The sequence below is a fragment of the Solibacillus sp. FSL W7-1436 genome, from assembly GCF_038007305.1.
Taxonomy (GTDB): domain Bacteria; phylum Bacillota; class Bacilli; order Bacillales_A; family Planococcaceae; genus Solibacillus.
In genome coordinates this window covers 3,207,800-3,227,443 of the sequence record NZ_JBBOWV010000001.1, presented here as the reverse complement: position 1 = coordinate 3,227,443, position 19,644 = coordinate 3,207,800, and the positions used below count along the sequence as shown (strand labels likewise).

Genomic DNA, 19,644 nt, shown 5'->3' with positions numbered 1-19,644 from the left:
AATCAGCTTCTAACAGTGTTAGAGGCTGATTTTTTATAACCCTACTGTTTTTGTGAAGTCTCCCCTATTCTTTGTTGAGGAGTGAAGCGATGACGTTTGGACAACATTTACGCGTTTTCATTTGTGTCGTAGTGATGGGCTGTATTGTCGGCTTTGTACTGAACGGGGAAGAAATTGATACGGATTCCCCCTATATCGATTATGTAAAAGCGCAGCAATGGCCTTTTAACGAAGAGTTGCATATTGCTGAAGTATTTGATGGTCAATACGAATTAACGTATTGGGAGTACTTTACCGCCCGAAATGGCCAGCATGTCGTCCAGTTGACAGGAACGAAAGATCAGCAGCAGGATATTTACCAATTTGTAGTCGAGGAAGGTTATACGGGGTTCAAGATCGGTGCGGTCAAGCGGAATAATATCCTTCTGCCGCCTGAACAGAAATGGATCTTTGTAAAAACACTCACGAATAAAAAAGCGTCAAAATCCGGAGAATTTCTAGCCGGAATTTGACGCTTTTACTATGGTTTTTTCTATTAAAAACAGGAATATTCTCCTTAATATTTCATGGTACAATAGAAAAGCAGCATCCAGCTGACTCCTTTTGTAAAGGAGGTGTACTACTGTGTCTTATCCATCACGCAAAGAAAAGGCTAAGGCTGTTTCGGAAAAAAAGCGTAAGGAAAAACTCGCCATTTTTCGCTACGCGACAGACATTTTTCGTATTGTCGATACCATTTATCGTTTTTTCCGGATGATGCTGTAAAAAATAATTTTCACCACTTAGACTAGCCATCTAGGTGGTGTTTTTAATCTGCCATAAAAAAGGTAAATAAAAAAGCGGTTGGGGGCCACCCAACCGCTCTGTACTACTGTAGATCCATCACGCATGAATCTTACTAACTTCATTGTATGAAAGTATGCCTTTCATGTCAATGAATTACTTTTATCTTATGTTTGGATTCCGGCTAATATACATGAATCCTACTCTGTCTTTTCGACATAGGCGCGGCAGATTGCCCCATCGCCTTCTGTATCAATCCGTAGTGAACCGTTTGAATAACGGTCCGCTCTCGTTAAGGATGTCACCGAAATCGTTTCCTTTACGCCTTTTTCGGTCTCGATTGTCAACGTATTTCTAAAGTTGACAACTAAAATTGTATAAATACGGTGCGGGTTCGATTTAAGCTCTTTTAAAATGACGACACCGCGTTTTGCACGGTTGCCCAGCTCAAGTTCCGATAACAACATGCGTTTAACTGCACCGCGCTGTGTGACAATAACAAGTTCTTGTTCCTGCTCCGGATTCAATAATGCAACCGCCGCAAGGTACTCACCCTCTTTAACAATAATCCCTTTAACTCCTGCAGTTTTTACACCAGTTACCGGAAGATCTTCCATAGGGAAACGGATTGTATAGCTCGTGTTTGTCGAAAGCAATACTTCTTCCTTATCCGTAACAAGACGCGCAAAAATCATCTCGTCTGCACCTTTTAAATTCATTGTCTTAATCGGTTTCGAATAACGAGTGACAATATAATCGGCAAGTGCCGAACGCTTAATCTGTCCGTCTTTTGTAGCGGTAAATACATAAGTATCCGGCTGCTCGAACGTTTCAATACCGATGACTTCGATAATTTCCTCGTTTGAATCGATCGGGACAATACTTGAAATATGCTGTCCGAGATCTTTCCAGCGAATATCCGGCAATTCATGTACCGGCTGGTAAATATAGTGCCCTTTGCTCGTAAACAGGAGTAAATGATGCTGTGTATTCAAGTTGGCTTCATACAGCAAGTAATCGGACTCTTTCATCGCAAAATCCTTGCCGTTTGACGCACTGTGCGAACGAAGGCTTGTCCGTTTCACATAGCCGTCCTTTGTTACGGTTACGACAACTTCTTCACTTGGCACCAACACATCACGCGTTACTTTAATTTCTTCGATTTCTGCTTCGATTGTAGAAAGACGAGGTAAAGTAAAGCGTTTTTTAATATCGTTCAATTCGGACTTTATCACACGGATCAATTTCTTCTCGTCCTCTAAAATGGCTTTCAGTTTCACAACAAGCTCATGCAGTTCATCTTGCTCTTTTTGCAGTTGTGTAATATCGGTATTTGTTAAACGGTAAAGTTGAAGGCTGACAATCGCTTCTGCCTGTTCTTCCGAAAAGCCGAATTTCTCGATAATGTTATTTTTTGCATCGCGTTTATCTTTTGAAGCACGGATTGTTTCAATCACTTCATCCAAAATGGATAAGGCTTTCATAAGACCTTCTACGATATGTAAGCGATCCTCTGCTTTTGTTAAGTCATATTGGGATCTGCGTCGTACAATTTCCTTCTGGTGATCAATGTACGCATCCAGCATGAGCGGCAATGTCATCATCATCGGACGACGGTTATGAATCGCTATCATATTGAAGTTATATGAAACTTGCAAATCCGTTGATTTTAACAGGAAATTTAAAATACCTTGTGCAGGCACATCTTTTTTCAGCTCAACAACAATCCGTAAACCGTCACGGTCCGACTCATCGCGAATTTCTGAAATTCCGTCTAAACGGCGGTCATTGACGCGCAGCTCGTCCATTTTACGGATCATATTGGCCTTGTTAACTTCAAACGGAATTTCGGTAATGATAATCTGTTCTTTATTGCCTTTTAACTGTTCAATTTCTGTACGTGAACGGACAATGATTTTCCCTTTTCCTGTTTCGTATGCTTTTTTAATGCCGTCAATACCTTGAATAATCCCGCCCGTAGGAAAATCGGGACCTTTAATAACGGTCATCAGTTCATCGACTGTACAGTTTTTGTTGTCAAGACGCATTAAAACCGCATCAAGTGCTTCCTGCAGATTATGTGGCGGAATATCCGTCGCATAACCGGCCGAAATACCTGTTGCGCCGTTGACTAATAAATTCGGGAATCGGGATGGCAATACAGTCGGTTCCATATCCTGATCATCAAAGTTCGGTACGAATTCAACTGTATTTTTATTAATATCACGCAGAAGTTCTGCGGCAATCGCCGAAAGACGCGCTTCCGTATAACGCATTGCGGCTGGCGGGTCCCCATCGACAGAACCGTTGTTACCATGCATTTCAACCAGCATCTGACGGCTTTTCCAGTCCTGACTCATACGGACCATCGCATCATATACCGAGCTATCGCCGTGCGGATGGTAGTTACCGATTACGTTACCGACTGTTTTTGCCGATTTACGGAACGGTTTGTCAAAAGTATTACCTTCATGGAACATTGCATATAATATACGACGTTGTACAGGTTTTAGCCCGTCACGCGTATCCGGTAATGCCCGGTCCTGAATAATATATTTGGAATAGCGACCAAAACGGTCACCCATTACTTCTTCTAATGGCAGATCTTGAAATTTTTCTACAAAACTCATTATTCGTTAACCTCCTCATGCTGGATGAATTCATTTTCTAAAATGCTTGCATCCTCTTCCATGCCGAAGTTGACGTTCGATTCAATCCATTTACGGCGGGGCTCTACTTTATCGCCCATCAATGTTGTAATACGACGTTCTGCACGTGCACCATCTTCAATTTTTACGCGGATCAATGTACGTGTTTCCGGATTCATCGTTGTATCCCAAAGCTGGTCGGCATTCATCTCACCTAAACCTTTATAGCGCTGAATAATATAGCCTTTACCGATTTTTTTCGTTGCGGCACTCAGCTCCTGTTCTGTCCAGGCATATATAAGCTCCTGCTTTTTGCCCGACCCTTTCGATACTTTATAAAGAGGCGGCAATGCGATATACACTTTCCCTGCTTCGATGAGCGGACGCATATAACGGTAGAAGAATGTCAGCAATAATACTTGAATATGGGCGCCATCTGTATCGGCATCGGTCATAATAACCACTTTATCGTAAGCGGCATCTTCCACCGAGAAATCAGCTCCGACACCGGCACCGATCGTATGAATAATCGTCGCGATTTCTTCATTTTTCATAATATCCTGCAGCTTCGCCTTTTCGGTATTGATGACTTTACCGCGCAATGGCAAAATCGCCTGGAATGTCCGGTCACGGCCTTGTTTTGCCGAACCGCCCGCCGAATCACCCTCTACCAGGTACAGTTCATTTCTGGAAGCATTTTTCGATTGGGCAGGTGTCAGCTTACCGGACAGAAGCGTGCTCGATTTTTTCTTTTTCCCGTTGCGGGCATCATCACGTGCTTTACGTGCAGCTTCACGCACTTGTTGGGCACGAATCGCTTTACGCACTAAAGAAGCCGACAGCTCGGCGTTTTCTTCAAGTACATACATTAATTTCTCTGAAACAACGGTATCAACGGCCGAGCGTGCTTCTGATGTACCAAGCTTCCCTTTTGTCTGCCCTTCAAATTGCAGCAGATTTTCAGGAATACGTACCGAAACAATTGCTGTCAGACCTTCACGAATATCCGTGCCTTCCAGATTTTTATCTTTTTCTTTCAGTAAACCGATTTTGCGTGCGTATTCATTGAATACACGTGTCAACGCTGTTTTAGCACCAGTTTCATGTGTACCGCCATCACGTGTACGAACATTATTGACGAACGACAAAATTGTTTCGGAATAGCCGTCGTTAAATTGCAGTGCGAACTCCACTTCAATTTCCTGAATGGTACCTTCTACATATTTAACCGGGTGCAGTACATCTTTTTCTTCGTTTAAGTATGTGACGAATGCTTCAATACCGTTTTCATAATAGAAAACATCGTGCTGTCCTTCTCCGCGGGCATCAATCAGTTCGATTTTTAATCCTTTTAATAAAAACGCAGATTCACGTAAGCGCTCTGCTAATGTATCATAATTATATTTAACGACAGAAAAAATCGTTGGATCCGGCAGGAAATGCACAAGTGTTCCTGTTTCCTTCGTTTTTCCGATCATATCAAGCGATGTTGCCGGTTTCCCGCCCTTTTCAAAGCGCTGACGGTAAATTTGGCCATCACGGTAGATGGTTACTTCCAAAAATGTTGATAAGGCGTTTACAACTGATGAACCTACACCATGTAGACCGCCACTTGTTTTATAGCCGCCTTGTCCAAACTTTCCGCCTGCATGAAGGACGGTGAAAATAATTTCTGGGGTTGGTTTACCCATTTTATGCATACCTGTTGGCATACCACGTCCATGGTCACGCACGCTAATACTATTATCTTCATGAATCTTCACGATGATATGATGTCCAAATCCAGCAAGCGCTTCATCCACTGCATTATCAACAATTTCATACACTAAGTGGTGAAGACCTCGACTATCTGTAGAACCAATATACATCCCTGGTCTTTTGCGTACGGCTTCTAAACCTTCTAATACTTGAATGGCATCTTCATTATATGAAATACCGGTTTGGTTTTTTACCAAATGTAATCCCCTCCAAAAATACAAACAAACGTTCTATTTACTACCTAATCGTACGCTCAAATATGCATGATGTCAATGTTTTAAGCTATTGATTTAGGCTTTGCAAAGATTAATTGTATCATCAAAAACGAACGTTTAAAAGCATATCCTTCAGCAGCAAACATTAAAATGTAACTTTTTACCTGTTTTTAACGACCGACGAAAAAATAATACCTCTTTCCTTCTATTAAAAAACATTGTAAAATATTCAATACATACTATTAGTACCAAGTAGTAATTCTGAATTCGAAAGGAGCACAACACTTGATCAACGCATTAATTATTATTTGTGCTTATTTAATCGGTTCCATTCCATCAGCTTTGTGGATTGGCAAAATCTTTTACAAAACGGATATTCGACAACAAGGCAGCGGCAATCTAGGAACGACCAATACATTTAGAGTATTAGGCAAAAAACCGGGCATCGCCGTATTGCTTATTGATATATTGAAAGGGACGGCTGCGGTATTGCTCCCGTTATTGCCGTTTTTCGCTGACAGCACTGTCCATCCTTTAATCTTGGGTGTCATCGCGGCTGCTGGCCATATGTTCCCGATTTTTGCTAGTTTCCGTGGAGGAAAAGCGGTTGCTACCAGCGGCGGTGTTATTTTAGGCTATAATTTACCATTATTTTTAATTTTAATCATCGTATTTGTCATCGCCCTAAAGTTAACAAAGATGGTCAGCTTGTCTTCTATGATTGTATCCGCTGCAGCGGTTATTTATGTAATTGGGCATTGGATGATAACAGGTGAATATGCATTATTCATTTTAGTTGTTGTTCTGGCAGGCTTCATTTTTTACCGTCACCGTGAAAATATTAAGCGGATCAAAGCCGGTACCGAACCAAAAATCAAAGGATTTTAAACACTTGACTGAAGGAGTTTCCCTTCAGTCTTTTTTATACTTAAATTTTGGAACGCGGCCTTTGTAAGTTTTTTTTATTTACTGCATAATGACAGTAGAGGTGAAATATATGGAAATCAAACTGTCAGAAAAAGCACTCAATTGGTTTAAACAAGAGATGGAAGTAGAAAAAGGTGATTTTATTCGCTTTTATGCACGATATGGGGGTTCTTCACCTTTTCATGAAGGGTTTTCGCTAGGCATGACACGGGAGCAGCCCCATGAAATAGGCATCGAAAAGGTTGTGGAAGATATTCATTTCTACATCGAAAAATCCGACGAATGGTTTTTTAATGAACATCATTTAGTTGTAGATGTCGCCGATTCGTCCGATGAATTAACTTATTCGTATGAAAAATAAATGCCCTGTTCCCGCTTCCTAATACGAACAATTTGCCGCTCAAAAAGTTCAAATGTTTCGAATTTATTGTAAATCCATTTTTGCCGATTCAATCGTTATAATGAGTAAGGATTATATCGAGGATTGATGAGGGATTACATGTGAAAGTGAAACAGGAATTTTATTGGCGCTGCGTATTTTTCATCGCAGGCATCATTGTTTTATCATTAGGCGTCGCATTGACGATTAAAGGCCAAATACTTGGCGTCGGGTCGTGGGATGTCCTTCATATCGGACTGCAAAAAAACTTAGGCTTAACGGTCGGTATGTGGTCGATTATTTTAGGCTTGCTCATTCTGGCTGTCGATACGTTTTTCACGAAAAGATTGCCGAAAGTCGGAACTTATTTGGACATGTTCCTGACAGGGATTTTTATTGATATATTTTTGATTGTATTACCGGATGCGAATACGCTGTTGGAACAAACGTTGGCGTTTGCTGTCGGCGTAGTCCTGCTGGGCTTCGGCTGCGGAATGTATATGGTCGCAAACCTTGGTGTAGGACCTCGTGATACGCTAATGCTGCTGTTAGTGCACCGTCTCGGCTGGAGTGTCAACCGCGCACGTACGACAATGGAAGTAACGGTTGCCGTATTAGGGTTTGTATTGGGCGGACCAGTCGGAGTCGGTACGGTATTTATGGCGTTCGGCTTAGGGCCTGTCGTACAATGGGCGCTCAAATGGAACGGAAAGCTGTTCCACCGCGCAGCAGGTGTCGAAGGCGTTATTATATAAATAATGAGGAGAGCAAACATTATGCGTTTGCTTTTTTTTGTATTTAATTGTTACAATTTTCAAAAAATACTTTCGTAATAATGGAAAAAAGTGCATAGTAATAAGTGGAGGTGTTTTTAAATGATACATATTGAAAATATCCATTTATATCGCAATGACAAACAGATTTTAAACGATTTAAGCTGGCATGTACAAAAGGGACAGCATTGGGCTATTTTAGGGTTAAACGGCTCCGGCAAGACGACATTGCTGAAAGTAATTAACGGCTATATTTGGCCGAATGAAGGTAAGGTCCAAGTATTGGGTGAAACATACGGGAAAACATATATACCGAAACTGCGGACGCGGATCGGCTGGGTGAGCAATGCGATGATCGATAACTTCAACTGGCAGGATAATGCGATTGAAATCGTGCTCAGCGGAAAATTCGGTGCCCTTCGTCTGTTCAATGATGTGACGGAAGAAGAAATCGATCATGCGGTTTCGATCATGAAGCATTTTCACTGTGACCATTTAGCGAATAAATCATTCGAACATTTGTCGCAAGGTGAACGCCAGCGTGTGCAAATCGCAAGGGCGATTATGGCGGATCCGGAAATTCTAATATTGGATGAGCCGTGTGGCGGTCTGGACTTGATCGAACGGGAAAACCTGCTGCAAACGATTGAACAGATTGCAGAAGCAGACAACGGCCCTACCCTTATTTATGTGACGCACCATGTAGAAGAAATTCTGCCTTGTTTTAGCCATGTGCTATTAATGAAAGACGGAAAAAATATCGAAGCCAATGCACGCGAAGTTGTGTTAACAGACGAATTATTAAGCGATTTCTTCGGGCGGGAAATCAGTTTGCAGATCGAACGCGAACGTGCCTGGGTCGCGATTAAATAAAGAAGTTGGAAAATAAGTAAAAGTACCCTTGGATAAGAAGAAAATCCTTATTAAGAAATGGATACTTTTTAAAATTGATTGGAATGGAGGGGAGGCGACTCCTGCGGGAATAGCACGACGCCTGAGACTACAGGCTCAGGCCGTGCCCGCGGAAAGCGTCCGACCCGGAATGGAAATCAATTTTTAACGCTCAGCAAAAAAAGCTATTTTTCTCCTAGAGAAAAATAGCTTTTTGGGTTATGTTCCAGTTTTTAATTTATAAGCATTAAATATGATATTCAATATTTTCATCGACGTAATGCCATTCGTACGGTGTTTCTTGGTATACGTAGTAGTTCAGCCAGTTGTAGAACAACAGATGCGAATGAGCACGCCAAACATTTTTCGGTGCCTGCAGCGGGTCATTATTCGGGAAATAGTTGACCGGAATCTCCGTATTGTCCGGATCCTTCTCCTTATCGCGGAAGTACTCATCCGATAAAGTCGTTGCATCATATTCCAGATGCCCTGTGATCATAATATGTTTATTGTTTTTCGACTGAACGATAAACACGCCAGCATCATCCGAGTAGCTTAGTAGACGCAAGTCAGGGTGTGCCCGCACTTCATCAATCGAAACCGATGTGTGGCGTGAATGCGGTGCCACATACTCATCACTGAAACCCCGTACTAAATCAACGGTTAAATCCGTAATCACATGGGAATAAACACCGGAGCACTTTTTCGGCAATTCGAATTTTCCGATGCCAAAATGGTGATACAGGGCAGCTTGTGCGCCCCAACATATATACATGATTGAAGTGACATGATCATTTGCCCAGTCCATAACATGCGTAATTTCATTCCAGTAGCCTACATCTTCAAATTCCATTTTCTCGACTGGCGCTCCTGTAATAATGAGCCCATCAAAACGACGGTGCTTCACTTGGTCAAACGTCCGGTAAAAAGTATCTAAATGCGATTTGGAGACATTTTTTGATTCGTATGTAGCCGTGTTTAAAAATGTCACATCTACCTGTAATGGTGTATTACCGAGTAAGCGCAGCAATTGCAGTTCGGTTTTCTCTTTTTCAGGCATTAAATTAAACACTAAAATATTTAACGGTCGGATTTGTTGCGTTTTCGCACGGTCTTCCTCCATGACGAAAATCTTCTCTTTTCTAAGCAGCTCACCCGCCGGTAAATGTTTCGGAATATTAATCGGCATTCCACTTTCCCCCTCATAAACTTTTTCAACTATCCTTTAATAATCTGTGGTATTCAGGCAATGCATTGTTTTACGAGCGAAACGAAACCGTTCCGGAACAATATAAAAAGCCCCTCTCAATCCAGCAAAACAGAATTGAGAGGGGCTTTTTTACCCGTTCTTATCTGCCAAGGTTCACACCTTGCTGGAAGTAGCACCTTTCTAGTATGACTAGAGGTTGCTGAAGCATCATAAGGCCAAGTCCCTCCGCTTCTCTTGATAAGACTATTAAATTGTCATTAGTGTATCATGTACTTTATAATTTTGCAATAATTCCAAAAATATTATTTTACTCTTCCTGCAGCTGTTCTTTTTCTATATTGAATAAGATGGTTTCCAGCCGTTCATCCCATACACGTGTCAATGTATTGTATACCCGCACAAAATGCCTGTTTTCCTTTTGATCGAACAGTAAAAAACACAGGACCGGAATATCATTAATCTGAATCGATTCCGTCGAAACAACACTTGTTATATAATGCGGTACTTCATCTTCCGCCACCGGCTGTTCCGAAAGTTGCTGTTGAATAAAATCAACGAGCAACGTCTCTTCAATCGCTTCGATTTCTTCTGTTTCGATTGTCGGGAAAGGCTCCGGAAATTCTTCCAGATCCGCAAATTCCTCCAGGTCACCCCCGAGTGGCTGTTCATGAATCGGGCTGTATTGAATGAAATAACTTGTTTCTTCAAGTTCCTCTTCAAAAATGCCCGATTCCAGCTGTGCTTTCCCTTTGGCAGTAAGTGCAAATTCCTGTTCCTTCACAATCATACCCAGTCGTAACATTTTATTCGTCAAATCATGAATAAATAACAGTTCCACCAATAAAATTTCGGCTAATAGCTCCACATTTTTCAGTTTCGCCTTCTCAAATGAAATGAGCATCATTTTCATCAAAATATCCATGACATTACGCATTACCGGATGATATTTCACTTCCAATGTGTGAATCGGAATGGCATACTGCATTTGTTTTTTGATTTCAACGGGTGGATTTTGGGTGAGTTCTTTCTGCAGCTGTAAAACTGTATTTTGTAAATCCATTCAATCCAATCCCCCTGTTTCTACACAGCAAAATAGCCGTCTTGCTCTTTTACTGTCGTTAATACATGGGCATACATATCCCTTGTTTTCGCGCTCTTTGGACGCTTTGTGAACATTTCGGTACTGCCGACCATAATGAGCAGTTCCCGTGCGCGGGACAAGGCAACATTCAGACGGCGGTAATCTTTCGCAAATCCGATTTCTCCGCGCTCATTGTCATGATTCCGCACCATGCTGACGATAATGACATCCATCTCCATCCCTTGGAATTTATCGACGGATCCTGTACGGATGTGTAAATGCGGTACACTGATTTCCTGGTCGATCAGACGATTGATGCGCTTCACCTGCTCCGCGTAGAATGATATAACACCAACCGATTTTAATGCGTCCTGTGGAATCAGCCCTTGAGCTTTCGCCTGTTCTGTTGCGGCATTTAATTCAAGCAGCTGCTGTTTAATCTGTTCCAGCTCCGCTAAATTGAATAAACTCGAACCTTCTTTCATACGCTCTTCAAAATACGGCTTGGCATTCGGAATATCAAGCCATAGTAAATGGTGATTTCGTGTAATTTTTGATGTTTCAAGGAAATGATCACGTACGGCATCTGAATCCTCCAAACCACATTGCAGCTGTTCGGATTCATTTTCGTAAAACGGTGTGATAGTTGACATAATATTTTTATGCATTCGATATTGGAGTGCGAGCATCGTTTTGTTTTGCGATGGCAAATTGTTATAAAGACGCTCGAACAATGATTCTTCCAGTAACTTTTCAAGCTCCCGTTTTTCTTCAAATGTTGTACTTTCCTTCACAACTTGCTCCAATGTCTCTTCAAATGTCGCATCGCCTACAAGCGGCGGCAGCTGGTGATGGTCCCCAACTAAAATGATTTTTGCGCCTTTTAACATCGGCAACAGCAGTTCCGGCGGTGTTGCTTTCGAAACTTCATCAATAATGACGACATCAAATGTCGGATAGTTGTCCATAAACTCTTTATTGGCCGATGCGACACAAGTTGTGCCGATCACATTGGCATGTTTTACATACAATTTGCGGATTTCGTCCAAGTCATGGGCATTGGCATTTTTCAGCAGACCGTGCCATTCGTTTTGAAGTTCTGCCGTTACCGGAAGCAGACTGATTTTCACTTCAAGCGTCTCGATCTTTTCTGTAAGAAGCCCGATCTTTTCATTTACTTCATTAATCGCCTGCTCAGGGTTCAGTTTTGTCTGCTGTTCAAGTTCTGTCCTGCGTTTTTCAAGCTGCACGCCTTCACTGTTGATTCCTTTAAAGCGCACTGTTAACTGTTCGACCGTCTCCGTACCAAGGGCAATCTGTTCATTTAACACTGCCAGCTCTTCCGCTTTTTTGTTCAGCTGAAGTTCCACTTTTTCACGGTTTTGGCGCTGTGTTTCGGTTTTCATCTGATCCAGTTCATTTGTCGCGAGCAGTTCTTCCAGTTCATCCGTGGAATGGTTTAGCGTAATCGTCGGATCGATTTTTTCATTGATCGCATCCATTTGGGCTTTTACAGCTGTCGCCTCTTCTTCCAGCTGCTGAAGATGCTGTGCTTTCACATCATTTTGTTCTTTGAACTGAAGAATGATCTCCTCTTTCAGCTTTTCGAATATAAGCACGGTTTCACGGATCGCGTCCATATACTTATTGTTCAGCTGCTCGATGTATTGCATGCGCAGATGAATCCCCTGAATGGAGCGGGTGCCGTTTTGAGCATTTACACGTTGGTCTCTAAATGCGATGCTAAGCTTCGTCAAAAACTCCTGAATCTCTTCAAGCGTATAATGATGGCCCATGTCCAGTCTGTCCGGTGTTACATGGATTCCTAACGCGGTTTCACTGTAGTGCAGTGCCTTTTCCAGACGTTCCTTCACATCTTTAATCGGCTTATACTGCTCCATTTGCGGCTGAATTCGATCAAGTGCTGTTAGTAAACGGTCCATTGCATAGTTTCGGCGAATATTGTATTCACTCATGAACTCCTCTATTTCGTACACTTTTTTCAACGAAGCAATTTTATCTACAAGCAAATCATAGTGGGACGTTTCATTCGCCTTTTCGATTTTCGTTTTAACCGCATCAAAACGCTGCTGGAATTGATCCAGTTGCGCTTTATAGTGACTTTGCGTTAGTTGCTGCTGGAAGTTTTCTCTCGCTTCTTTCAACTGTTGTGCTTGTTCTGTCAGTTGCTCGACAGTCAATCCGTCTTTTACCTGCTGTTCAAAATTCGCTACGGTTTCGGCTACTGTACTTTGTGTCGCCTGCAGTTTTTCCAGTTTGCGTTCATTGTCTTCCAGTTCTTTTTTGCATTCAGTCAATTGTTTTTTTAATGCCAGGATCTTTTCGGCCAAAACATGCAATTCTGCTTTTGCCGCTTCTTTTTGTTCAATTTGCAGTTCAAGCTCTTTTTGTTTTTGTTCAAGCGCGGCAATCTCCCTTTGCGCTTCATTGATTTCATCATTTAATAGCTGTTCTTTTCTTTCATGCAGCGAAATTTCATGCCCGATTGCTTCAAATGTCTGCTCCTGCCAATAGGACGCAACATTTTCCTCAATGAACTTTTTCCCTTCTTCTTCAATGCTCTCTGTACGGCCGTAACGCAAAATCCGAATATCTTTGTTCGATAAAAGCCGGCTTAATGCATTGTCGACCGCTAAGTTTGATTGGGAAGCAACGAGTGTTTTTAGTCCTGCTTTTGCATTTTGATAGCAAATTTCCGAAATTACCGTCGTTTTACCGGTACCCGGCGGACCTTGAATGACATAAAGATCTTCGGAACTCATCGCCCCTTCGACTGCCTGCTGCTGGTACTGATTCAGACGGTTATGAAAATCGAGAGGAACCGTTTTTCTGCGCTCGGCGATGACCGGTTTATCTTCAAATAAAATCGTTTCGAGGTTCGCATTTGCGGCCAAGCCTTCTTTTAACCGCTCAAACCCTTTTAACAGGCGTTTTAGCTGTGATTTCGTCGCAGCATTGGAGAATTCGATATCTTCTGATTGGAACTGAAGCTCATTTCTCCGCGCCAGATTGCTGTAATACGGTTTCAACGCAATTTCAACGGTATTTTCGTTGCGGCGGATTTTGGCAACATCCCCGATTTCCTGGACATACCCGCGCAAACGCGCACTAAGCCCTTCCAGTTGTTTCCACTGCTTTTTATCGAGATTGCTTATGCGAACCGTCATATGAGAAAAATCGGCGTCAAACGTGACACTTGAAAAACGGGCATGAATATCTTCAATGTCCGCGTTTTTGTTTAACACTTTTAAATAGCCTTCCCAGCTGCTGATCCGCTTATTGACATAGTCAAAACGTTCCTGTGCAATCGGCAGTTCATCAATGGCTTTCAGGAACGGCTCCTGGTATGTATGGCCGCTAATACGGGATGCAACGAAGTGGATTTTCATTGTGGCGCGGCGATTTGTGACAACCGGTGTCCCTTTGCCGCGTGTTCGAAAGCTTTTCGCCACAAGTCCGTTTTTCCGGTCAAATACACAGTCCATGATGACGACACGTTCTTCAAACTTGTTTTTTAGTTTTACGTTTTTCTCATTATCGAAAAAGATGCTCAAATGGGTTTGCTCTGCATCGACCGATACTTTTTCAATCGCGACAATGAAATATTGCTGTAAATTAAAAAAGGCGTGTTCATCTGGAACATGCTCCTTCATCGCTTCACGTGCCGTATTCGTCAATAAAATATGACAGCGGGTTTGGATATTTGCGATTGTTTTTGGTGCCATGAACACACCTCCCTCATAGTTTTTTTATATACAGTTCCGTTTGGTCGTATATGATTATAACAATATTCGTCAGTTCGTTAAAGAAAAAATGCCCTGTTATCAATTTAACAGGACATGTCGATTAACTTTGAATTTTCGCAACTTCCGCATATTTGGCATCCCATGCCGCGTCAATCTTTTTCAAAGCGACCGGACGGAAGTTTTCCTTTTTCACTAAAATATGTTGAGACTTCGCCGTTACTGCAACGGTGCCGTCTTCATGCAGAATTTCATAGCCGTATGTAGTGCGCAGCTTCGTATGTTCTTCAATCCATGTGCGAACCGTAGCCGTTTGTCCATAGCGCATCGCCGCTTTATATTGAATCGAGAAATCCATAACAGGCGATAAATAGCCGTCTTCTTCAAGCTTTGCATAGTTAAACCCTAAATCCTTCACGATTTGCGTTCGCCCGATTTCGCACCAAACGAGATAATTGGCATGATAAACGACACCCATCTGATCTGTCTCAGCATAACGGACTTCTACTGTTGTTTCTGAAATAAACATTCTCTTCACCTCTAGAGGTATTATAGCGCTAAAGTGAACGAGTTGTAAGGATAATGATTCGATATTTACTTTAAACACAGGAAATTTTGAAGTAATGAAGAAATCCAATGAACACTTCTTTAGGCACTCAAGAATTTTCCAAATACAGCAATTTTGGAACAGTTTTCCTCTAGTGCTTTGGTATACTGATTTTACTGTACGAATTACTTTACAGCTGGGGGAATTTAAATGGACACAAGAGAAACTTTACAGATGATTTTAGAGTTTATTGACGAGAATATCACTGAAAACATTAGTCCGGATATTTTGGCTGCACAAGCTGGCTATTCAACTTGGCATTTCAGTCGAGTATTCCAATGGGGTACCGGATATTCGGTGATGAACTATGTCCGGAACCGCCGCCTTGCGTTTGCTGCACATGAACTTTCATCGGGCAAGCGGATTCTCGATATTTCAATAGAATACGGGTTTGAAACTCACTCTGGATTCAGTAAAGCTTTTCGGCGATTTTACGGCTGTTCACCAGGAACTTACCGTCTGCATGCGCACAGTACTCGTCCGTTTCCGCCAAGCCTTTCCTGCACGTACAAATACTTTATCGGAGGAATTGTTATGGAACCTAAATTTGTCACACTGCCTGCAATTAAACTAGCTGGTTATGCCATTAAAACGACGGCAACTGGCGGCGAAAACTCTACCGCAATCCCGGCTTTTTGGGACGACTATATAAGTGGCGGAAGAATGGAAAAACTTCATTCGGAAAACTTTATTAAAAAGCACGATGAATACGGTGTATGCTTCCCGGAAGATCCGACAACCGGAGAATTTGAGTATGTAATCGGGGTCGAACTGAAAGACGGTGCTGAAATTGCTGGTGAATACCATGTTCGTGAAGTATCTCCCGCAACTTATGCGGTCTTTTCAACACCTCCTTCTGATGCCACAAACTTTGTAGCTGCTATTCAAGGAACATGGAATTTTATTTTTAATGAATGGTTCCCTAAGTCTGGTTACGAATATGCACCGGGTTGTAATGATTTTGAATTGTACGATGACCGTTGTATGCTTGATGAAGGAAAAGTTTGTGATATTTATATTCCGGTAGTTAAGACTCAAAAATAAAGTTTTGAAATAGTCATTAACTGCAGTTAAGAAACATATATTATTATAAGTGGTCATTTTATGGACTTGAGTGGTCGCTCAGGTCTTTTTTTTTATGTTTATGTAGTTGATTTGTTACTTAAGACCTTTTTATAACATAAATCTATCTGAAATAGTTTAAAGCTATTATTATTTTGGGAATAACAAAACTAGAAACTTAAAAAGGGGTAATTATCATGAACATTTCAAAATTATTAGGTGCGCCATATGCTAATTTAAAAACAGCCAAAGTGTTTGTTAAACCGGGGCAAGTCGTCGTTACATATAATAAGAAAACATACTTTATTGTAAAAAAGGATGTATTTACAAATATTCTTCATCCATTAAACTATAATGCTATTAATTCTTGAGAGATAATTTTATCTCTCTTTTTTATTTGTCTCCGTCAATTTTCTCATAACATGCAGCATGGATAAATATAAAATAAATTTTCATACTAATTCTATACTTTAAAAAGGATGTGACTTTTGTGGAAGAAACGAAATTTGCCGATTTGGATCGCGATAAAATCGGAGAAATTAAGAAACTGGAACAAAAATTAAATGTTACTTTGATTGCTTATGATTTATCCCCGAGTCATCAAGCCCATCATGAGGAATCCCCAATTGTGATTAATCCTTCTTAATGTATAAAAGCCTCCGCATTACTTGCGGAAGGCTTTTTTAAGTTGAATGAATGCCAACTACACTTGCTTCCCCTTTATTTGATCAAGAACAGATCGGAATGGCTGCCACTCACCCGCTTGCCTAAAATCTTTAAAGGGATTGCCTATGCTATTTAAACGCGCCATCACATTCGGAATAGTGAAAAGATCGGGCGTTAATTTTTCGTTTACTTCTTCCCATAACATCGGTGTGGCGATCAATCCTTTATTATTGCCGCGTGCTGAATAGGGTGCAACAATCGTTTTCCCTTCCCTATGCTGGACATAATCCAAATACAGCCTCTTTCCTCTGTTTTTCTTCATCCTCTCGATTGTGAACGAATCAGGATATTGCTGAACGAGGAATCGGCATATAAACTCCGTAAACACACCCGTTTCTTCATAGGAGAATGTGTTGAGCGGCAATGGAATATAAATTTGCATACCTTTACCGCCTGACGTTTTGACAAAGCTTGTCAGTTCAAAATAATCCAAAATCGATTTGAACTTCAATGCAGCATCTACCGCCATTCCAAATTCTTCAACGGATGGTGGATCCAAATCAAAGACAATTTCTGTCGGCTGTTCTGTAGTAACCGGCTGAAATGGAATATGGAATTCCAATGCGAGCTGATTGCCCAACCATAAAAGGGACTCAATATTATTACATAAAATAAAATGGGTGTCGTCCACTAACTTTGTCTTCATAAAATCCGGCAATTTATCTGGATAGTTTTTCTGATAAAAGCTTTCTCCTGGAACCCCGTGCGGATAACGGATGACCGTCAATAAACGGTCCTTCAGAAAAGGCAGCATCATCGGTGCAACCGTCTGCAAATAATATAAGTAATCATCTTTTGTAATATTGGTTGCAGGAAATACCGGTTTATCCGGACTTGTGACTGTTACCTTTTCCGGAATCGGGTTTAACTGTCTATGCATTTGGTGCCAGTTACAATCCGAAACCTCCAGATGATGCTGGAAAGAATGAAAGCGCGGTTCTCTCAATTTACTGCCGTCAAAATCAATACAGGCAACGGATACGCAAATTGAAGGAGTAATTTCAAATATACTTTTTGTCACCAGTGTTCCATTTGTTTTAAAAAAGGCGATCAATGTTTTGCTTTCTTCTTCAGATAAACCATGTTTAAACGACACAATCTCCAAAAGCATATCTTCTTTATAAATTGCACCATTTAAGAAACCGTTTGACTGATCAAATTTTGTAAGAATGACATTTACGTGTTTCCAGTTTTTTATTTTCAGCCAGCTTTTCGTTCTCGTCTCTTCCAGCCATTTGCTGTTGCGCTTCTTTAAAAGTATCTACATAAAATAGATGTACATATATCAATGAAACTTATCCTAAACCTTTTAAGACAACATTATCTAAAGCATAATAGTGATGTACATAAATAAAAAACGTACATAACTGTGCCAATTATGTACATTTAATCAGAATTATCTCTAAAGATTTACCTTTAAAGTAGAAATAATTTCTAATAGATTTGCATTCTCCTGTATAAAAAAATCATCCATTGGACATTTAACTTTTGAAAGTCGATCAAGTACAAATGGAATATTGAATTTCTCTATTCTTAAATTTCCGTTCACTTCTTCCCAATAAAGGGGTGCAGCAACTGTGGCATTTTCTTGTCCACGGGTTGAGTAAGGGGATATAATTGTTTTCCCTTCTGCATGTTGCAGATAATCGATGTAAAGTTTACCATTTCGTTTTTTCTTTAACCTTTCAATTGTAAAATCATCAGGAAATTTTTCGATTAAATATTTCGCTATAAAGTACATGAAAATTCGAGTATCCTCATACGTAAGAGAATTTACCTTAATTGGTATATGAATTTGCAGACCTTTATTACCAGAGAGTTTTGGGTAACTTCTTATTTCCAAGCTGTCGAAAATTTTCTTCATTTCTAATGCTGCTTTTATTGCCAAGTGAAAATCCCCCTTACTTGGCGGATCTAAGTCGAAAACAATTTCTGATGGTTTTAATGAATCAATTGTTTGAAATGGAATATGATATTCAATTGCAAGTTGGTTACCTAGCCAGAGTAAAGTTGATAATTCATTACAAACTATATAATTTATGCCCTCTACTGATTTCGTCAATATTGAGCTAGGTGCATAATCTGGACAATTCTTTTGATAAAAGAAATCACCAGGTATACCATGTGGATAACGAATAGTAGTTAAAGTTCGTCTTTCTAAAAATGGTAACATATACGAAGAAACCTGAATTAAGTAAGATAGAAACCCTTCTTTATTAATATAAGGTGTCTTCCATAAAGTTTTTTTAGAGTGAGTTAACTTCATTCCACCTTCAACTAGTGTATTATCTATAATTAATCTGTCCCATGTACAATTCTCCCAGCTAATCTCTAGTTGAAATGAATTAAATATAGGATTTATTAACTCATTTTCCTTTATCGTTTTAAAAAATAATTTTACACATATTCCTGGTTCGATTAAGATATTTCCATTTTCTCTTCTCTTTTCATTCTTAATAATGGATTGGATTAAAGAATCTTTTTCGTTTGTTTTCATTCCCTTTGAAAAGGTACCAATTTGAACAATAGCATCATCTTTCTTTAAACCAACCAGGAAATTTTCATTCTGACTATTAAAACCCAATACAAAAAAAAACCACTAAATTCCGACTTTTTTCCATCAACTTTCCAGATATTCTGCAATAAAATCACCTCTTCCTCAGTTTGTCCAAGTTAATATAGATTAATCGATTTTAAAATTACATTTAAATCAGACTATCTGTGTTATACTGACAAATTTTAACTCCCTAAATAAAAAATTCTTTATAATGGCACATTAATCACAGAGTAATTGTAAATGATAAATATAAAAGGAAAAAA

At 40.4% G+C, this 19,644-nt stretch carries 18 protein-coding genes and 1 riboswitch; of the genes, 9 read left to right on the top strand and 9 right to left on the bottom strand.

Going from position 1 to position 19,644, the window contains the following annotated elements; all coding sequences use genetic code 11:
• Nucleotides 1–89 precede the first annotated feature (89 nt).
• Nucleotides 90–512 (top strand): hypothetical protein, encoded by a 423-nt coding sequence (locus tag MKX73_RS15930; RefSeq protein WP_340718303.1) that lies wholly within the window; start codon nt 90–92, stop codon nt 510–512.
• 112 nt (nt 513–624) lie between these two features.
• Nucleotides 625–765 (top strand): hypothetical protein, encoded by a 141-nt coding sequence (locus tag MKX73_RS15925; protein WP_176142089.1) that lies wholly within the window; start codon nt 625–627, stop codon nt 763–765.
• Between the two features lie 218 nt (nt 766–983).
• Here the strand turns inward: MKX73_RS15925 and parC are convergent, their stop codons facing one another.
• Both parC and parE read right to left on the bottom strand, forming a co-directional pair.
• Nucleotides 984–3,413 carry a DNA topoisomerase IV subunit A gene (parC, locus tag MKX73_RS15920; RefSeq protein ID WP_340718302.1) on the bottom strand — a complete coding sequence of 810 codons (2,430 nt, stop codon included), beginning with the start codon at nt 3,411–3,413 and terminating at the stop codon, nt 984–986.
• The gene (gene parE / locus MKX73_RS15915) at nt 3,413–5,386 is read right to left on the bottom strand and encodes a DNA topoisomerase IV subunit B (RefSeq protein WP_340718301.1); all 1,974 of its coding nucleotides are present in this window, start codon (nt 5,384–5,386) and stop codon (nt 3,413–3,415) included. Before parE ends, parC begins: the two co-directional genes overlap by 1 nt.
• A 303-nt stretch (nt 5,387–5,689) precedes the next feature.
• Here parE and plsY point away from each other — a divergent pair, with 303 nt between their 5' ends.
• The 4 genes from plsY (at nt 5,690) to MKX73_RS15895 (ending at nt 8,356) form a co-directional block, all read left to right on the top strand.
• Nucleotides 5,690–6,292 carry a glycerol-3-phosphate 1-O-acyltransferase PlsY gene (plsY, locus tag MKX73_RS15910; protein ID WP_079526708.1) on the top strand — a complete coding sequence of 201 codons (603 nt, stop codon included), beginning with the start codon at nt 5,690–5,692 and terminating at the stop codon, nt 6,290–6,292.
• Nucleotides 6,293–6,401: 109 nt separating this feature from the next.
• The gene (locus tag MKX73_RS15905) at nt 6,402–6,692 is read left to right on the top strand and encodes a HesB/YadR/YfhF family protein (protein ID WP_340718300.1); all 291 of its coding nucleotides are present in this window, start codon (nt 6,402–6,404) and stop codon (nt 6,690–6,692) included.
• A gap of 146 nt (nt 6,693–6,838) precedes the next feature.
• Nucleotides 6,839–7,465, top strand: a complete 627-nt coding sequence (locus MKX73_RS15900) for a YczE/YyaS/YitT family protein (RefSeq protein WP_340718921.1) — start codon at nt 6,839–6,841, stop codon at nt 7,463–7,465.
• Between the two features lie 120 nt (nt 7,466–7,585).
• A complete protein-coding gene (locus MKX73_RS15895; protein WP_340718299.1) occupies nt 7,586–8,356 on the top strand; it encodes an ABC transporter ATP-binding protein in 771 nt (256 codons plus the stop codon).
• Nucleotides 8,357–8,621: 265 nt separating this feature from the next.
• Here the strand turns inward: MKX73_RS15895 and metA are convergent, their stop codons facing one another.
• The 4 genes from metA to MKX73_RS15875 form a co-directional block, all read right to left on the bottom strand.
• Complete coding sequence (gene metA, locus MKX73_RS15890; RefSeq protein WP_340718298.1) at nt 8,622–9,563, bottom strand: homoserine O-acetyltransferase MetA; 942 nt, start codon at nt 9,561–9,563, stop codon at nt 8,622–8,624.
• 157 nt (nt 9,564–9,720) lie between these two features.
• Nucleotides 9,721–9,828: riboswitch (SAM riboswitch) on the bottom strand.
• Nucleotides 9,829–9,891: 63 nt separating this feature from the next.
• Complete coding sequence (locus tag MKX73_RS15885) at nt 9,892–10,644, bottom strand: nucleoside-diphosphate sugar epimerase (RefSeq protein ID WP_340718297.1); 753 nt, start codon at nt 10,642–10,644, stop codon at nt 9,892–9,894.
• Nucleotides 10,645–10,664: 20 nt separating this feature from the next.
• Nucleotides 10,665–14,411 carry an AAA domain-containing protein gene (locus MKX73_RS15880; RefSeq protein WP_340718296.1) on the bottom strand — a complete coding sequence of 1,249 codons (3,747 nt, stop codon included), beginning with the start codon at nt 14,409–14,411 and terminating at the stop codon, nt 10,665–10,667.
• Between the two features lie 121 nt (nt 14,412–14,532).
• Nucleotides 14,533–14,958 carry an acyl-CoA thioesterase gene (locus tag MKX73_RS15875; RefSeq protein WP_340718295.1) on the bottom strand — a complete coding sequence of 142 codons (426 nt, stop codon included), beginning with the start codon at nt 14,956–14,958 and terminating at the stop codon, nt 14,533–14,535.
• Between the two features lie 228 nt (nt 14,959–15,186).
• Between MKX73_RS15875 and MKX73_RS15870 the strand changes: the two genes are divergently transcribed.
• The 3 genes from MKX73_RS15870 (at nt 15,187) to MKX73_RS15860 (ending at nt 16,744) form a co-directional block, all read left to right on the top strand.
• Nucleotides 15,187–16,080: an AraC family transcriptional regulator gene (locus MKX73_RS15870; protein WP_340718294.1), complete on the top strand. Its 894-nt coding sequence runs from the start codon at nt 15,187–15,189 to the stop codon at nt 16,078–16,080.
• 215 nt (nt 16,081–16,295) lie between these two features.
• The gene (locus MKX73_RS15865; RefSeq protein WP_251688012.1) at nt 16,296–16,469 is read left to right on the top strand and encodes a hypothetical protein; all 174 of its coding nucleotides are present in this window, start codon (nt 16,296–16,298) and stop codon (nt 16,467–16,469) included.
• Nucleotides 16,470–16,588: 119 nt separating this feature from the next.
• Nucleotides 16,589–16,744: a uroporphyrinogen-III decarboxylase gene (locus MKX73_RS15860; protein WP_340718293.1), complete on the top strand. Its 156-nt coding sequence runs from the start codon at nt 16,589–16,591 to the stop codon at nt 16,742–16,744.
• Between the two features lie 57 nt (nt 16,745–16,801).
• Here MKX73_RS15860 and ligD (MKX73_RS15855) read toward each other — a convergent pair whose 3' ends face one another.
• From ligD (MKX73_RS15855) to ligD (MKX73_RS15850), 3 genes are all read right to left on the bottom strand, one after another.
• Entirely contained in the window at nt 16,802–18,028 is a 1,227-nt protein-coding gene (ligD, locus tag MKX73_RS15855) for a DNA ligase D (protein ID WP_445783328.1), read from the bottom strand.
• Complete coding sequence (locus MKX73_RS19900) at nt 17,979–18,113, bottom strand: hypothetical protein (RefSeq protein WP_445783316.1); 135 nt, start codon at nt 18,111–18,113, stop codon at nt 17,979–17,981. Before MKX73_RS19900 ends, ligD (MKX73_RS15855) begins: the two co-directional genes overlap by 50 nt.
• Nucleotides 18,114–18,226: 113 nt before the next feature.
• Nucleotides 18,227–19,408 carry a non-homologous end-joining DNA ligase gene (ligD, locus tag MKX73_RS15850; protein ID WP_340718292.1) on the bottom strand — a complete coding sequence of 394 codons (1,182 nt, stop codon included), beginning with the start codon at nt 19,406–19,408 and terminating at the stop codon, nt 18,227–18,229.
• Nucleotides 19,409–19,644 lie beyond the last annotated feature (236 nt).

What these genes read in the sequence shown, in the direction of transcription:
- MKX73_RS15875 (WP_340718295.1), bottom strand. Translation starts at nt 14,958, where the DNA reads ATGTTTATTTCAGAAACAACAGTAGAAGTCCGTTATGCTGAGACAGAT.
- MKX73_RS15895 (WP_340718299.1), top strand. Translation starts at nt 7,586, where the DNA reads ATGATACATATTGAAAATATCCATTTATATCGCAATGACAAACAGATT.
- parC (WP_340718302.1), bottom strand. Translation starts at nt 3,413, where the DNA reads ATGAGTTTTGTAGAAAAATTTCAAGATCTGCCATTAGAAGAAGTAATG.
- MKX73_RS15870 (WP_340718294.1), top strand. Translation starts at nt 15,187, where the DNA reads ATGGACACAAGAGAAACTTTACAGATGATTTTAGAGTTTATTGACGAG.
- MKX73_RS15880 (WP_340718296.1), bottom strand. Translation starts at nt 14,411, where the DNA reads ATGGCACCAAAAACAATCGCAAATATCCAAACCCGCTGTCATATTTTA.
- MKX73_RS15885 (WP_340718297.1), bottom strand. Translation starts at nt 10,644, where the DNA reads ATGGATTTACAAAATACAGTTTTACAGCTGCAGAAAGAACTCACCCAA.
- MKX73_RS15930 (WP_340718303.1), top strand. Translation starts at nt 90, where the DNA reads ATGACGTTTGGACAACATTTACGCGTTTTCATTTGTGTCGTAGTGATG.
- MKX73_RS15865 (WP_251688012.1), top strand. Translation starts at nt 16,296, where the DNA reads ATGAACATTTCAAAATTATTAGGTGCGCCATATGCTAATTTAAAAACA.
- metA (WP_340718298.1), bottom strand. Translation starts at nt 9,563, where the DNA reads ATGCCGATTAATATTCCGAAACATTTACCGGCGGGTGAGCTGCTTAGA.
- MKX73_RS15905 (WP_340718300.1), top strand. Translation starts at nt 6,402, where the DNA reads ATGGAAATCAAACTGTCAGAAAAAGCACTCAATTGGTTTAAACAAGAG.